The following is a 15208-nucleotide window of genomic DNA, read 5'->3' on the forward strand; positions in this document are numbered from 1 at the left end:
ATGACCGCCGGAGGGCCCATAAAACGTGACCGGTGTCACTATTCACCGGTGAGCTCGGTCACATCACGGGCGCATAACAGACCGATCGGTAATGGCAATTGGAGCATAGCCAACCTGCATCAACGCGGTTTTCAGCGTTATTCGCTTCATGCAATTCTGAAGTTATCAAGACGTGATCTACCGATATTTCCTCGTTATCGTCTGTTTCGGCCCGGATCAAACCTGAGATGGGCACTCGACCCGAACCGCTGCACTCCGGAAACCCTGTCCCGCGGTCGGGCACCCCGACTCCTGGGGACAGGGACACGGCGGAGCTGACGCGCCGGGTCGGTAGGGCGCAGGGAGGGACAACACATGAAACAGAACCGGAAGCTCAACACCCGTACCCTCGGCCTCGCGGCCGTCACCGGTGCACTTGTTGCCGTCCCGTTCGGCTTCACAGCAACCGCCTCCGCGGCCCCCGCCCACGACTGGGACGGCGTCGCCCAGTGTGAGTCCGGCGGCAACTGGGGCATCAACACCGGCAACGGCTACTACGGCGGCCTGCAGTTCTCGCAGAGCACCTGGGCCGCCAACGGCGGTGCCGGCACCGCCAGCAATGCCAGCAAGGCCGAGCAGGTCCGCGTCGCGGAGAACGTGCTCGCCACGCAGGGCGCCGGCGCCTGGCCGGTCTGCGGCCAGTACCTGCGCACCGGTGCGCCCGAGCCGGAGCCGGTCGTGGAACCCGCCGCCCCGGAGCCCGCCTTCTCCGAGCCCGTTGTCTCCATCCCCGTCGCCCCGAACGACCGGCAGGCCGTGATCGACCAGGCCAAGAGCGTCACCGGTGGCCTGGCCCAGCAGTTCGGCGTGCAGGATCAGTACAACTCGATCCTCGACGCGAACGCGCCCCTCATCGAATCCTTGGGCAAATAACCCGAATTCCTCTTCCTTTATCGGAAGAAATGAAAGGCGCTGCAGTCAATGGCGACGACAGCGCCTTTCGTCGTATTCGGGTGGCGAATACCCGCTCTTATTCGGAGACGAATTCCGCACGGTTGTCGGCCGCCCACTCCTCGAAGGTGCGCGGTGACCGGCCCGTCACGTCCGCCACCGTCGGGTGCACCACCGAGGTGAACGACTCCAGCGCGGTGGCCCGCAAAGCCATGATGGCCCTTGCCATTTCGGGATCGACCCCGAAGCGCAGCAGGTCCTCGAGGGCCCGCTCGGCGGAGATCTCCTCGAACTTCAGCGGCCGGCCAACCAGCTGCGCGAGGGTCTCGGTCTGCTCGCCCGGGGACAGCGCCTGCGGTCCGGTCAGGGTGTAGACCTCGCCCGCGTGACCGGGCTCGGTCAGTGCCCGTACCGCGACGGCCGCGATGTCGAGGGGATCGACGACCGCGATCCGGCCCTGGCCGAAAGGCGCACGCACGGTGTCGGATTGCCGGATCCCGTGCGTCCAGTGCAGAGCATTGGACATGAAACCCATGGGGCGCACCATGGTCCAGTCGACACCACTGTCGATGACCGCCTGCTCCCCCGCGCGATGCCACGACGGGATCGGGTCGGTGGCGGCATCGTCACCCGCGCGGCCGGAGGACAGTTTCACGATCGCGTCGATTCCGGCAGCAGTCGCCGCGGTGGCGAGATTGGCGTCGTGGGTGGGGATTTCGGGTCCGGCGGTGGCGAGGAAGACGCGCCGGACACCGGCCAGCGCGGAGGTGAGGCTCGCCGGGTCGCTCAGGTCGGCGCGCACCACCTCGACACCGGCGGGCAGGCCCGCGGTCCCGGGGTTGCGGGTGATGGCCCGCACCGGCAGGCCCGCGTCGAGCAGTTGGCCGACGACCGCGCGGCCGACGGTTCCGGTGGCTCCGGTCACGAGAAACATGGGTACTCCGTTCAAAGATTTTGTCGCGGTCTCGATGCCGCTCCTCAATACTGCGAGCCGCGACGGATACAGGACATCCAGCGATGGGATATCGCGGGAATTTTCCATATCGTCCGGATCTGCGATGATTTGTTCCATGCTGGACGAGGTAGATCGCGGCCTGATCCACGCCCTGCACATTGACGGGCGCGCACCGTTCAACCGGATCGGCGAGGTGCTCGGCGTCTCCACCCAGACCGTCACCCGCCGATATCGCCGCTTGCGCAACGACTTCGGGCTGCGCGTGGTCGGGCTGCCGGATCCGGGCGGCACCGGCAGCACCCAGTGGCTGGTGCGGCTCACCAGCACGCCCGCCACCGCCCGGCAGCTCGCGCAGGCGCTGGCCCGCCGCCCCGAAACCAGCTGGGTGATGCTGACTTCCGGTGGCACCGAGGTGTTCCTGATCGTCGAGGGCAATGGTCCCGACGCCCCGGCGCTGCTGCTCGACGACCTGCCCCGCACCTCGGCGATCACCGGCATCTCGGCGCACTACGTGCTGCACACCTATCTGGGCGGTCCCACCGCCTGGCCGGGACGACTGTCGGCGCTGGATGTCGAGCAGCAGCGAAACCTGCTGCCGCAGTTCACCTCGGAGCGTCGCCGACCGGTATCCCCCACCGATGAAACGCTTTTCGCCGCGCTCCGCGACGAAGGCCGCGCCACCCTCGCCGACCTGGCCGATGCGACCGGATGGTCACAGTCCACGGTGGCCCGGCGCATCTCGGAACTGCGCGGCGCGGGCGACCTGTTCCTAGACGTGGAGGTCGATGACCGAGTCCTGGGCGTCGGCACCCGCGCACTGCTGTGGGCGGCCATCGCGCCCGGTCAGCTCGACACGGTCGCGAAATCCCTTGCCCGGCATCCGGAATTGGCGTTCGTCGCGGCCACCACCGGTCGCACCAACCTCATCGCCGAGGCGCTGTGCCCCGACCCGGCCGCGCTGCACCGCTATCTGACCGAGCGACTCGGCGAGTTCGACGCCATCCACACCCTGGAAACCGCCCCGGTGCTGGCCACCGTGAAAGCCACGTCGCCACTTCACAATCAGCCGCCGCCGCGACGACACTGACCCGCGATCGGCAGCCGAATACGCGAATGGCGCTGTCACCATTGGTGACAGCGCCATTCACAGTTCGGTCAGCGGCTAACTGCCGGCCTTCTCATAGGAGTTCACCGCAGTCTGGAGACCCTCCAGCGCCTTGCCCAATTGTCCGAGATCCCCGGACTTCTGGGCATCCTGGACCGCCTTCAGCGCGTCATCGAGCTGCTTGACGGCCGTGTCCTTGGCGCTCGACCCGGTGGCGGGTGGAGTGGTGCCGGTGGACGGTGGCGGCGTGGTGGCCTGGGTGGGCGGTGTCACGGCCGTGCCCGGCAGGTCGAGCGCCGAGCTGGCCAGGTCGGACGCCCCGATCTGACTCAGCGCCTCCTTGACCGTCGAGCCGTAACCGATCTTGTCGTTGTAACTGACCAGCACCTTCACCAACTGCGGGAAGGACGGCGCGTTACTCGAGGTCGCTCGTTCCAGATACCACGGCTCGACATAGAGGATGCCGCCGTTGCCGACCGGCAGGGTCAGCAGGTTGCCGTATTTGAGCTTGTTGCCATTGGTTCCGGTCAACAGGGTGCGGTCGGCGGCGACCGCGCCGTTGCTCGTCATCTGGTTGTGCGTCTGGCCCGGACCCTGGGCCGCCGAATCCGGTAATTGGAGCACCGTCAACTTGCCGTAGTTGTCCGGATCCGAATGCGCCTGGATATAGGCGGACAGATAGTTCCGCTTGTAGCCGACCATGACGCTGGTCAGATTGAACTGCGCCTTACCGGTTTTCGGATCACCGATCAGCACGTAGTACGGGGGCTGATGCGCGGTCGCGGCAGCACCCTCCTGCGTCGGATCGTTGGGCACCGACCAGAAGGCGTTGTTGGTGAAGAACTCTCGCGGATCGTTCACGTGGTAGCGCGCCAGCATCTCGCGCTGCACCTTGAACATGTCCTCCGGATACCGGAAGTGCGAGCGCAACTCCGGACTGATGTCGCTCTCCGGCTTCACCGAACCCGGGAACACCGAACTCCACGCCTTCAGCACCGGATCCGTCTTGTCCACCTCGTAGAGGGTGACCGTGCCGTCGTAGGCGTCGACGGTGGCCTTCACCGAGTTACGGATGTAGGAGACTTCCTTGCGCGGCAGCACCCGGCCGGTGGTCTGGTCGATGCTGTCCTCGACGACCCCGTCCAGCGAAGTGCGCTGGGCGTACGGGAAATTGTCGAGAGTCGTGTAGGCGTCGACGATCCACAGGATCCGGCCGTTGACCACGGCCGGGTAGGCGTCGCTGTCGGCGGTCAGCCACGGCGCGACCTGAGTGACGCGGTCACGCGGATTGCGGTTGTAGATGATCTTCGAATCCGAGCCGATCGCACCCGAGAACAGGATGTTGCGCTCGGCGTACTTGGCCGCGAAAGCCACCCGGTTGAACCAGTTTCCGAGCGACACACCGCCCGCACCGTTGTAGGTGTACTGCGAATCATTGGTGTCGTATTCGCGGGCGGGCTGGTTGTTCGAACCGACGATGGCGTAGTCGGCGTCGGTCTTGGAGATCAACGGGCCGTAGTAGATACGCGGCTGGTCGACCTTGATCGCTTCCGTGTTGACCGGCGTACCCAGGTCGCTGACCGTCGTCAGGGTGGTCCCGTTCGGACCGGGCACCGAGAAGACCGGATAGCCGTAGCCGCCGGTGACGTCCCCGCCCGCGCTCTGCTGCACCTGCTTGGGATCGTTGGGCGGGGCCGCGTTCACCTTGTTGGCGGGCGAGGCCACGAAACCGTTGCCGTGCGTGTACACGGTGTGGCGGTTGATCCAATCCTTCTGGTTGTCGGCCAGATTCGCGGGCTGCAGCTCGCGCGCCGCCACCACGTAGTCGCCGATCTGATTGTTGATGTTGTAGCGGTCGACGGCGAGGGTGTCCGGGAAGCCGTAGATGTTCTGCAGCTGGTTGCGCTGGGTGAAGGTCGCCGTCAACAGGTTCGGATCCAGCAGTCGCACATTGCCGATGGTCTGCGAATCGGCCTGCTGCTGCGCGGGCGGTTCCTGACCACCGGACTTGTAGTCGACGTAATCGACCTTGTCGGGCGTGATCCCGTACGCCTGGCGGGTGGCGTCGATATTGCGCTGGATGTAGTCGTGCTCCTTGGTGGCCGCGTTCGGGCGCACCGAGAACTGCTCCACCAGCAGCGGCCACACCGCGCCGACCAGGATCGAGGACAGCACCAGCAGCGCCGCCGCCATCGCCGGAATCCGCAAGTCGCGCAGCACCACTCCGGCGAAGAACGCGATCGCGCAGATCACCGCGATGGACAGCAGGATCAGCTTGGCGGGCAGCACCGCGTTGATATCGGTGTAGGAACCACCGGTGAAGGTCGGCTCCTTACGGGTGCTCGACAACAGCGCGTACCGGTCGAACCAGTAGGCGATCGCCTTGAGCAGCACGAAGATTCCGGCCAGTACCGCCAGCTGGACGCGCGCCGAATTGCTCAGCGTGCCCTCGCGACCCGACAGCCGCAGGCCGCCGAACACGTAGTGCGCGACCAGGTTCGCGAAGAACGCGATCACCGCGGCGACGAACAGCCAGTTCAGCACCATGCGATAGAACGGCAGGTCGAAGGCGTAGAAACCGACGTCCAGATGGAACTGCGGATCCTTCACCCCGAACGAACTGCCGTGCAGGAACAGCTGAACCGTCACCCAGCTGGACTGCGCGACGAGGCCGGACAGGATGCCGATCAGCAGTGGAATGCCGAGGCCGAACAGGCGCAGGCGGCTCATCACGGTGGTGCGGTAGCGGGCGATCGGGTCGCCGGGACCGCTGACCGGTACGAACACCGGCCGTGATCGGTAGGCCAGCAGCAACGCCAGCCAGATGATGGCCGCCACCACCAGTGCGACCACCAGGAACAGCACGATCCGCGTGAACAACACCGTGGTGTAGACGTTGCGGAATCCCACCTCCCCGAACCACAACCAGTTCGTATAGGCATCGGTGAGCCTCGGCCCGACCAATAACAAAGCTGCCAGCACCAGCGCCGTGACGAGCAGTATGCGACTGCGTCGGGACAGCGAAGGTAATCCGGTCGGGGGGCGCATGCCCACGATCCACTCTCCCAGGGTCCGGCGGCATTCCACGCCGGGTTTCCCGGCCCGGAGTGCCGCGTTCCGATGCTTCGAGTTGGTCCCAGGGGACCGTTCGCGCCCCACTCTACGTAAAACGCCCGCCCGGCGGCCCAACACCTGCCGGAAACGAGCGTCGCCCCCAAATCCCGGCACCCCCGAGACGATGCGAGGATTGCTACGTGAATCCAGAGCAGTGGGCGGCGTCGGCCCTGTACCGGTCTATTCGGGAAGTCGCGGAGTATGTCGACGGCGAGGGCTGGGACCGCCCGCCGCAGATGTTCGCGCTGGTCCCGACGGTCGACCTGGTCGCCGCCGAACCCGGACTGCTGGATCAGCTCGACCAGCACAACGCGCTGACTCCCATTGCGCAGGAGCCGTTCCCGGTGGACATCGCCGGTGAGGCCGACGCGATGGCCCTCGACGAATTCCTCGGCACCACCAGCTGGCCGTCCTCGGTCGAGGGCTGCGTGCTGGTCCAGCAGATCGTCGTGCTGCCCCCGGACGCCGAACACGACCTCGACGAGGCCATCGCCCCGCTGCTGGCCGACCGCGACGCCGCCGACCAGGCCGGTCGCCAGGCCGCCGTCACCCACCCGGAGCGCCGCGACGCCCGCCTGCTCGTCGGCGTCCTGCGCGACGGCACCTCGCTGTCGCTGCTGCAGGTCCGCCCCGGCGAGGATGACGAAGACCCCTTCGCCGACCTCGAACTGCGCACGGCCCCCAACCTGGCCCCCAATCTCGTTGAGGCCCTCCGCCACACCCTCGAGAACGACCCAGACGACTTCTGATCGAGATCAGCCGCAGGTGGGCGTGTCCTTGCCCGCGTTGATGGCCTCGAGGGAATCGACTGCGCTGGAAAGGGTGTCGACCTTGACCAGGCGCAGACCGGCCGGGGTGCGCTGAGCGGCCTCGCTGCAATTGGCGGCGGGGACCAGGAAGGTCTGCGCGCCGGCGTCGTGGGCGGCGATCATCTTGTACTGGATGCCGCCGATCGGGCCGACCTTGCCGTCGGGGTCGATGGTGCCGGTGCCCGCGACGAACTTGCCGCCGGAGAGGTCACCGGTGGTGAGCTTGTCGATGAGGCCGAGGGTGAACATCAAACCGGCCGAGGGGCCGCCGATCTCACCCAGGTTGAAGTCGACCTTGATCGGGCCGGTGGAGATCTGGTCGGGCGTGATGCCCAGGTAGCCCTTGGTGGCGTCGTCGGGGCGCGCGCCCAGGGTGATCTCGGCGGTCTGCTGCGCGCCGTCCCGCTTGAACACGACCGGGATCGCGGTGCCGGGCTTGGCTCCGGAGACCGCGTTCACCACGTCCTTGGTGGTGGCGATCGGCTTGCCGTCCACGGTGATCAGTTCGTCGCCCTTGCGCAGCACGTCCTTGGCCGGACCGTCGTCGGCGACGTTCGCTAACTGCACCGCGGTGGGCAGCTTCAGATAATTCAGGGCCGCCAATTCGGCGGAATCCTCGGAATCCTTGAACTGCTGCTGATTGGACTTGTCCACATCGTCACGCGACTGCCCGGGGGGATACACCTCCGCGCGCGGCACCAAACCGTGCTGCCCGTCGATCCACAACCCGAGCGCGTCGAAGATATTCAGCCGATCGCGAACGGACACCGTCGTCATATTGAGGTTGCCCGACGTCGCGTGAATCGGCACGCCCTGCACGTCGACGACCTGTTTTCCCTCGACATCGCCCAGCGTGTTGAATGTCGGCCCAGGTCCGAGCGCCACGAACGGAACGGTGACGACACTGCCCACGACCCCCAGCACCAGAATCGGGATCAGAGCGGCCAGCAGGGTGAATATCCGACGGTTCACGCGGCCAAGGGTACTGGTCACCAACGCCATTGCCGCGCTCCGCTCGGCGGTTCGCGTGGCCGGGCCCCTCATCACCGCTCGCCGTCGCGCGGCTGTGATTTGGGTTACCGCCGAATTCGGGCGTCGGAGAGCAACTGGCAGTTCGTGATCGGGTTCCGGGCGGGCAGGGGTCGGGTGGGGTGTTCTCTCTGCGCGAAGCGGGGTTCGCGCTCATGGTCGGCTTATCCGGCCCGCCTACTATGGGGACCATGAGTGATTACCCGTTCGGATTCTCGAATCGCGACGACGACCCGGAGCGCAAGCCCGGCGATCAGTCGAGTGGTTCCGGTGCGAACAACCCGTTCGGCGCCATGGGCGGCGGCGGGTTCGATCCCTCGCAGATCGGGCAGATGCTCTCTCAGCTCGGTGCCATGTTCTCCACCATGGGACAGCCGGGTGGGCAGTCCGGGCCGGTGAACTACGACATCGCCAAGCGACTGGCCCGCCAGCAGCTCGGCACCACGGTCACACCGATCAGCTCGGGCGCGCACAGCGCGGTCAGCGATGCGGCGCATCTTGCCGAACTGTGGCTCGACGCGGCCACCACGTTCCCGGCCGGTGCGACCAAGACGGTGGCGTGGACCGCCAACGACTGGATCGAGGAGACGCTGCCGACCTGGAAGCGGCTGTGTGATCCGGTGGCCGAACAGGTTTCGGGCATGTGGACCTCCACGCTGCCCGCCGAGGCGCGCGAGTTCGCCGGGCCGATGGTCGGCATGCTCGGGCAGATGGGCGGTCTCGCCTTCGGTTCGCAGCTGGGACAGGCCCTCGGACAGCTCGCCAAGGAGGTGCTGACCTCCACCGATATCGGGCTGCCGCTGGGCCCCGACGGCACCGCGGCGCTGATGCCCACGGCGATCGCCGAATTCAGTGAGGGGCTCGAGCAGCCCGAAAGCGAGATCCTGGTTTATCTTTCGGCCCGCGAGGCCGCGCATCAGCGGTTGTTCGCCCATGTGCCGTGGCTGCGTCAGCAGGTGCTCGGCGCGGTCGAGGATTACGCGCGCGGCATCAAGATGGACTTCTCCGCCATCGAGCAGGCCGCCCAGAACCTGGACCCGATGACGCTGGCCGCGGATCCCTCCAAGCTGGAGGAACTGCTGTCGCAGGGCACCTTCGAGCCGCAGACCACCCCCGAGCAGAAGGCCGCGCTGGAACGGCTCGAGACGCTGCTGGCCCTGATCGAGGGCTGGGTGGAGACCGTGGTCGGCGACGCGGTGGGTGATCGGCTGCCGGGTGCGGGCGCGCTGGCCGAGACGCTGCGCCGCCGTCGCGCCACCGGCGGTCCGGCCGAGCAGACCTTCGCCACCCTGGTCGGGCTGGAGTTGCGTCCGCGCAAGGTGCGCGAGGCCGCGGCGCTGTGGCGGCGACTGACCACCGACACCGGCATCGAGAAGCGCGACGGCGTGTGGGCGCATCCGGACCTGCTGCCGGACTCCGCCGATCTGGATTCGCCTGCGGGCTTCATCGATTCGATCCTCGGCGGCGGCACGGCGGTCTTCGACGATCCGCTGCAGCAACTGGCCGAGACAGAGGCGCGCGAACGCGCCGAGAAGGAAGCCAAGGCCGCACAGGACGCGGACAAGCCGGACGATCAGGACGGCGAAACCTCGAAGTAGTACCTGTGGATAACCCGCGAAAGCCCTGATGGACAGGCGTTTTCGCGGGTTTTCGCATTTCCTGGTGCGCGCACACTCGACGGATGACCACGCTCGCCTCGACCCGCGGCCCCGAACTCGATCCGCGAATCACCGTGCTGCGCCGCCCCGATGGCACCGTGCAGCTCGGCTGGCATTCCGGTAGCGCGGTGCGGCTGTGCCCCGCCGGTCCGGTCGAATCCGTGCCCGCGCTGCTACGGCTGTTGGACGGCACGCACTCCACGGCGCAGGTGCTCCGCGACGCCGCGGAGTTGGGCTTCGATGCGGCCACCACCACCGCGGTGCTCGAGCAGCTGGCCGCCGCCGGATTGCTGGTCACCGAGGAACCGCGGTCCCGGCTGCGCACGGTGCGGGTGCACGGTCGCGGTCCCCTCTCGGACGCGCTACTCGAGGGCCTGCGTCGAATCGGCTTGCGGCCCGGGCATTCTCACGATCGCCGCGCCGAGACGACCCGCGCGCGGCAGTGCGCCGAGCGCCCCGATCTGGTCCTGCTCGCCGACACCCTGGTCCCCGATCCGAGCCTGGTCACCGCGCTGATGCGCCACCGCGTCCCGCACCTGCAGGTCCGTATTCGCGACGGCCGCGGCATCGTCGGCCCGCTGGTGCTGCCCGGCGAGACCAGCTGCCTGCGCTGCGCCGACCTGTTCCGCACCGGACGCGACCCGCAGTGGCCGCATCTGGCGGCTCAGCTGCTGGGCCGGGTCGGCACCGCCTCACCCGCCGGTATCGCCATGACGGCGGCCTTGACACTCAAGGAGATAGAGACGATTCGCCACGGCAGCGCCGACCATCCCCCGGCCACCCTGGACACCACGCTCGAGCTGGATCTCGACGCGCTGCACCTGGATCGGCGTCCCTGGCAGCCGCATCCGAACTGCGGTTGCGGTGCGGACGCGGGGGTGTGATGGAAACCACTAACCCTCCCGACCCGGCAGAACACTCAATTCTCATGGCGCACCGTCTGGGACATCGGCATGATGGGAACGTGTCAGAGATTGTGAGCAAGCGCTCTTCCCGCAATGCCAAGCTGGCCAAGATACCGCTCGGCATCGCAGGGCGGGCGGCCGTGGGTTTCGGCCGCAAACTTGCCGGGGGAGACAAGCAGGAGATCAACGCCGAGCTCAACCAGAAGGCCGCCGAGCAGTTGTTCGCCGTACTCGGTGAGCTCAAAGGCGGTGCCATGAAGTTCGGCCAGGCGCTCTCGGTGATGGAAGCCGCGGTGCCCGAGGAATTCGGCGAGCACTACCGCGAGGCCCTCACCAAGCTGCAGGCCGCCGCCCCGCCGATGCCGATCGCCGATGTGCACCGCCAGCTCGACCAGCAACTGGGAACCGGCTGGCGGCAACGCTTCCGGGAGTTCGACGACGCACCCACCGCCTCGGCCAGCATCGGCCAGGTGCACAAGGCGGTCTGGTCGGACGGCCGCGTGGTCGCGGTGAAGGTGCAGTACCCGGGTGCCGACGAGGCGCTGCGCGCGGATCTCAAGACGCTCAACCGGATGGCGGGCATGATGTCCGCGCTCATTCCGGGCGCGGACGTGAAGCCGATCCTCGCCGAGATCAGCGAGCGCACCGAGGAGGAGCTCGACTATCGCATCGAGGGCGGGCATCAGCGTCAGTTCGCCCGGGCCTTCGACGGCCATCCGCGCTTCCTGGTGCCCAAGGTGGTGGCCAGCGCCCCCAAGGTGATCGTCACCGAGTGGCTGGACAACGCCACCCCGGTCTCGAAGATCATCCAGCAGGGTGCGGAGGATCCGGCGGGCACCGTGGAGCTGCGCAATCGCACCGCCACGCTGATGGGCGAATTCCATTTCAGCTCACCGGGTATCGCGGGCCTGCTGCACGCCGATCCGCATCCGGGCAATTTCATGGTCCTCGAGGACGGTCGTCTGGCCGTCATCGACTACGGCGCCTGCGCTCCCCTGCCCAATGGCTTCCCCAAGATCCTGGGCCAGATGGTGGCGCTCGAGGTCGAGGACCGCATCGACGAGCTCACCGCGCTGCTGCACGACAACGGCTGGGTACTGCCGGGTAAGACGCTGAGCCACCAGGAGATTCAGGACTACCTGCGCCCGTTCACCGACCCCATCAAGACCCCCACCTTCCACTTCACCCGCAAGTGGATGCAGCGCGTGGCGGGCAAGGCCACCGACATCTCCAACTCCGAGATGATGAAAACCGCCCGGTCCCTACAGCTTCCGGCCGAGCACGTGATGATCTTCCGCGTGCTGGGCGGTTCGGTCGGCATCTGCGCCCAGCTCGACGCCGAAGTCCCGTTCATGAAGCTGATGAACGACTGGGTGCCGGGTTACGCCGAAACCCGCAGCGCCGCCAGCTGATTCACCCCCGGACGCAAAACGACCCGCTTACCGGCTGGTAAGCGGGTCGTATGCGTTCGATTCCCCCGGAAGCTGGGGCGGTCATGCCACCGTGACCTTGCGCGGGCGGCCACGCGGCCGCTTGCGGGCGATCACGACACCCTGGTCGAAGATCTCCCCGCCCCAAACACCCCACGGCTCAGCGCGATCCAGCGCGGCCGACAGGCAGCCCTGACGGATCGGGCAGCTGGCGCACAGCGTCTTCGCCTCTTCCAGCTGGGTCGGGGACTCGGCGAACCACAGATCGGGGTTGCCGACTCGGCAGGGCAGGGTGAGAGTGACGCCCCGGCGGATACGCGGGGTGGAGGCCACGGTGTTGCGGCATGTCTCTCGAGTGAGCACTCGTTCACGGATGACCGTGGTGGACACGTCGTTCTCCTTCAGCTCGTGCAGCGGTCGTTTCGTTGTTTCGCGAAAACCGGTGCCGTGGCTGAGGGGCCGATACAAATATGGCCACGGTTTTCGCGTTGTGTCGCGATCCGTGGCCAGAAGGTCTGGGAGGTTATCCCTACCTGAGTCGACTTCGGTGTCGACTCCTGATCACGGTCGCTGGGTCGGTGTTGCGGGGGCGGAGAGTGGGCAGATGGGTCGGAGCGATTCCGCTCGTTTCCACTGCCGACATGGCCTCGGTGGCCGCATATGCGACTACCGGCTGCCAACCGCCCATGGGCTTGTCCTGCTTGATCACGATCTGACGAACGGCTTGGGCTTTGCTTGCAAAGACCTGAAGACCAAGATCGCCCCGGTAATCGAGACCACTGGTGCTGGACAGCAGACGAATCCCCTGCGAAGCGAGGACCCCCCGGGAGGCGGACAGGACGGACATGACGGAACCCGTCGCCGAAGCGCCGGCGATATTGCCGGTGAATGCGAAGTTCTTGATGTTGTTCATTGGTCTGCCTCCCTCCTTCACTCGTTTGCGATCAGTTTCTCTGCGCGCCGGGTGTCACCCCGGGTGCATGCCAACGACTCTAGGTAGATATACGAATGCGCACAACCTATTTTTGACCTGCGGTTTTAGGGGCTTGCCCACATCCGCGACGCGGACTACGAAGAGTCCGAGACGCGGGCGCGAACGATGGCCAGTACATCCGCCCCGTACGTCTGGAGTTTCTTGGCCCCGATGCCGGGGATGGCCACCAGGGACTTGTCGTCGGTCGGGCGCTGCTCGGCGATGGCGGTCAGCGTGGTGTCGCTGAAGATGACGAAGTGCGGCAGCGACTGGGCGTCCGCCTTGTCCTTGCGCCAGTCCTTGAGCTCGGTGAGCAGTTCCTGATCGATGTCGGCCGGGCAGCGCGAGCAGCGGCCGAGCATGGTCGCGGTGGTGTTGAGCAGCGGGCGGCCGCAGACCCGGCAGGTCGGGTGCACACGCTTGGGACCGGAGCGGCGGTCGGTGGTGGGCGTGGCGATCCGCGAGGCGGGCGAATCGTCGGGCACCAGGCCGATCAGGAACCGGGAGCGGCGGCGGACCTTGCGCCCGCCCTCGGAACGGGCCAGGGCCCAAGACAAGTGGAGGTGTTCGCGGGCCCGGGTGACGCCGACGTAGAGCAGGCGGCGTTCCTCCTCGAGGGCCGTCTCGTCGGACACCGTCGAGTCCGGGCCGAGCACGTGCTGGATCGGCAGCGTGCCGTCGGCCAGGCCGACCAGGAACACGGCGTCCCATTCCAGGCCCTTGGCCGCGTGCAGCGAGGCCAGGGTGACGCCCTGCACGGTCGGTGGGTGCCGGGACTCGGCGCGGGCGGCGAGTTCGCGCAGCAGACCCGAGATGTCGAGGTCGGGTTCGTGGCCGGAGAGTTCCTCGGTGAGCTGGACCAGCGCCATGAACGAGTTCCACTTCTCGCGGGCCTGGACGCCGACCGGCTCCTCCTTGGTGAGGCCGATCTGGGCCAGCGCGGCCCGCACCAGCGTGACCAGCTTGTCGCCGCGCGCGTCGGGCAGATCGTCGCGGTTGGCGGCCTGCCGCAGCGTCGAGACCGCCTGCCGCACCTCGGGGCGGTTGAAGAACCCTTCGCCACCGCGCACCTGGAACGGGATGCCCGCCTCGGTGAGGGCCTGCTCGTAGACCTCCGACTGCGCGTTGATGCGGTACAGGATCGCGATTTCGGCTGCGGGAACACCGTTTCCGAGCAGTTTGGCGACCGCGCGGGCGGTGGCGGCGGCCTCGGCGGGCTCGTCGTCGTGTTCAGCGAACAGCGGTTCCGGTCCGTCCGCGCGCTGGCCGATGAGTTGCAGCCGGGTGCCCGCGATGCGGCCGCGCGCCGCCCCGATCACCCGGTTGGCCAGCGACACCACCTGCGGGGTGGAGCGGTAGTCGCGTTCCAGCCGGACCACGGTGCCGTCGGGGAAGCGCCGCGAGAAGTCGAGCAGGAACGACGGGCTCGCACCGGTGAAGGAGTAGATGGTCTGGTTGGCGTCGCCGACCACGGTCAGATCGTCGCGGTCACCGAGCCAGGCGTCGAGCACCCGCTGCTGCAGCGGGGTGACGTCCTGGTATTCGTCGACCACGAAAGACCGGTAGCGGCCGCGGAATTCCTCGGCCACCGAGGTGTAGTCCTCGAGCGCGGCGGCGGTGTGCAGCAGCAGGTCGTCGAAGTCGAGCAGCAGGCCGTCAGGGGTGGTCTTGAGCGCCTCGTAGTAGGTGTAGACCGCCGACACCTTCTTGGCGTCGTAGGGCGCGTCGCGGTGACGGCGCGCCACCTCGCCCGCGTAATCCTCGGGTGCGATGAGTGAGCCCTTGGCCCATTCGATCTCGCTGATCAGGTCGCGCAGGCTGTCGGTTTCGGTGGACAGCCCCGCCCGGCCCGCGGCCTGGGCGACGATGGGGAACTTGCCGTCCAGCAGTCGCCACGGCACGTCCCCGACGACCTGCGGCCAGAAGTACTTGAGCTGCCGGAGCGCGGCGGCGTGGAAGGTGCGGGCCTGCACCTGCCCGGCCTCACCGCTCAAACCCAAGGCGCGCAAGCGGTTTCGCAGTTCTCCGGCGGCGCGGGCGGTGAAGGTCACCGCCAGCACCTGGTCGGCGCGCACGTGCCCGGCGGCCACCAGGTGCGAGATGCGGTGGGTGATGGTGCGCGTCTTGCCGGTGCCGGCGCCCGCTAGCACGCAGACCGGGCCGCGCGGTGCGCGCACGGCCGCCGCCTGCTCGGCGTCGAGGTCGTCGAGCCGGAGCTGGTCCCTGGTGGTCGCGGCAGTCACGCGCACCATCATGACAGTGGCCTCCGACAGGTGTGCGGATACCGCGTGGGAGCTGGG

Annotated in this window: 12 protein-coding genes; 6 read left to right on the forward strand and 6 right to left on the reverse strand. The window is 67.4% G+C overall.

The annotated features are described in order from the left end of the window. The first annotated feature begins 354 nt into the window (after positions 1-354). The gene (locus tag OG300_RS24380; RefSeq protein ID WP_405485298.1) at positions 355-912 is read left to right on the forward strand and encodes a transglycosylase family protein; all 558 of its coding nucleotides are present in this window, start codon (positions 355-357) and stop codon (positions 910-912) included. Positions 913-1009: 97 nt separating this feature from the next. Here OG300_RS24380 and OG300_RS24385 read toward each other — a convergent pair whose 3' ends face one another. Continuing rightward, on the reverse strand, positions 1010-1864 hold the full coding sequence (locus OG300_RS24385; protein WP_405485300.1) for an NAD(P)H-binding protein: 855 nt from the start codon (positions 1862-1864) through the stop codon (positions 1010-1012). Between the two features lie 136 nt (positions 1865-2000). On the opposite strand from OG300_RS24385, the gene OG300_RS24390 reads away from it, so the two are divergent. Continuing rightward, positions 2001-2972 carry an Lrp/AsnC family transcriptional regulator gene (locus tag OG300_RS24390; protein ID WP_405485302.1) on the forward strand — a complete coding sequence of 324 codons (972 nt, stop codon included), beginning with the start codon at positions 2001-2003 and terminating at the stop codon, positions 2970-2972. A 75-nt stretch (positions 2973-3047) separates the two neighbouring features. Here OG300_RS24390 and OG300_RS24395 read toward each other — a convergent pair whose 3' ends face one another. Then, positions 3048-6044 (reverse strand): UPF0182 family protein, encoded by a 2997-nt coding sequence (locus OG300_RS24395; RefSeq protein ID WP_405485304.1) that lies wholly within the window; start codon positions 6042-6044, stop codon positions 3048-3050. Between the two features lie 200 nt (positions 6045-6244). On the opposite strand from OG300_RS24395, the gene OG300_RS24400 reads away from it, so the two are divergent. After that, complete coding sequence (locus OG300_RS24400; protein ID WP_405485306.1) at positions 6245-6853, forward strand: PPA1309 family protein; 609 nt, start codon at positions 6245-6247, stop codon at positions 6851-6853. A gap of 6 nt (positions 6854-6859) precedes the next feature. Here the strand turns inward: OG300_RS24400 and OG300_RS24405 are convergent, their stop codons facing one another. After that, positions 6860-7885, reverse strand: coding sequence for a PDZ domain-containing protein (locus tag OG300_RS24405; protein WP_405485308.1), 1026 nt, complete (start codon positions 7883-7885; stop codon positions 6860-6862). A 248-nt stretch (positions 7886-8133) separates the two neighbouring features. Here OG300_RS24405 and OG300_RS24410 point away from each other — a divergent pair, with 248 nt between their 5' ends. The 3 genes from OG300_RS24410 (at position 8134) to OG300_RS24420 (ending at position 11917) form a co-directional block, all read left to right on the forward strand. Then, positions 8134-9540, forward strand: a complete 1407-nt coding sequence (locus OG300_RS24410; protein WP_405485310.1) for a zinc-dependent metalloprotease — start codon at positions 8134-8136, stop codon at positions 9538-9540. Positions 9541-9623: 83 nt separating this feature from the next. Further along, positions 9624-10484 carry a TOMM precursor leader peptide-binding protein gene (locus tag OG300_RS24415; protein WP_405485312.1) on the forward strand — a complete coding sequence of 287 codons (861 nt, stop codon included), beginning with the start codon at positions 9624-9626 and terminating at the stop codon, positions 10482-10484. Between the two features lie 44 nt (positions 10485-10528). Next, positions 10529-11917, forward strand: a complete 1389-nt coding sequence (locus OG300_RS24420) for an ABC1 kinase family protein (protein ID WP_405485314.1) — start codon at positions 10529-10531, stop codon at positions 11915-11917. Positions 11918-11998: 81 nt separating this feature from the next. On the opposite strand, the gene OG300_RS24425 is transcribed toward OG300_RS24420, so the two are convergent. From OG300_RS24425 to OG300_RS24435, 3 genes are all read right to left on the reverse strand, one after another. After that, entirely contained in the window at positions 11999-12268 is a 270-nt protein-coding gene (locus OG300_RS24425; protein WP_405498646.1) for a WhiB family transcriptional regulator, read from the reverse strand. A 196-nt stretch (positions 12269-12464) separates the two neighbouring features. Further along, on the reverse strand, positions 12465-12848 hold the full coding sequence (locus OG300_RS24430) for a hypothetical protein (RefSeq protein WP_405485316.1): 384 nt from the start codon (positions 12846-12848) through the stop codon (positions 12465-12467). A 155-nt stretch (positions 12849-13003) separates the two neighbouring features. Beyond that, on the reverse strand, positions 13004-15160 hold the full coding sequence (locus tag OG300_RS24435; protein ID WP_405498647.1) for an ATP-dependent DNA helicase UvrD2: 2157 nt from the start codon (positions 15158-15160) through the stop codon (positions 13004-13006). Positions 15161-15208 lie beyond the last annotated feature (48 nt).

The sequence above is a fragment of the Nocardia sp. NBC_00511 genome, from assembly GCF_045161165.1.
Classification (GTDB): Bacteria; Actinomycetota; Actinomycetes; order Mycobacteriales; family Mycobacteriaceae; genus Nocardia.

What these genes read in the sequence shown, in the direction of transcription:
- OG300_RS24435 (WP_405498647.1), bottom strand. Translation starts at nt 15,160, where the DNA reads ATGGTGCGCGTGACTGCCGCGACCACCAGGGACCAGCTCCGGCTCGAC.
- OG300_RS24430 (WP_405485316.1), bottom strand. Translation starts at nt 12,848, where the DNA reads ATGAACAACATCAAGAACTTCGCATTCACCGGCAATATCGCCGGCGCT.
- OG300_RS24410 (WP_405485310.1), top strand. Translation starts at nt 8,134, where the DNA reads ATGAGTGATTACCCGTTCGGATTCTCGAATCGCGACGACGACCCGGAG.
- OG300_RS24380 (WP_405485298.1), top strand. Translation starts at nt 355, where the DNA reads ATGAAACAGAACCGGAAGCTCAACACCCGTACCCTCGGCCTCGCGGCC.
- OG300_RS24415 (WP_405485312.1), top strand. Translation starts at nt 9,624, where the DNA reads ATGACCACGCTCGCCTCGACCCGCGGCCCCGAACTCGATCCGCGAATC.
- OG300_RS24420 (WP_405485314.1), top strand. Translation starts at nt 10,529, where the DNA reads ATGGCGCACCGTCTGGGACATCGGCATGATGGGAACGTGTCAGAGATT.
- OG300_RS24385 (WP_405485300.1), bottom strand. Translation starts at nt 1,864, where the DNA reads ATGTTTCTCGTGACCGGAGCCACCGGAACCGTCGGCCGCGCGGTCGTC.
- OG300_RS24390 (WP_405485302.1), top strand. Translation starts at nt 2,001, where the DNA reads ATGCTGGACGAGGTAGATCGCGGCCTGATCCACGCCCTGCACATTGAC.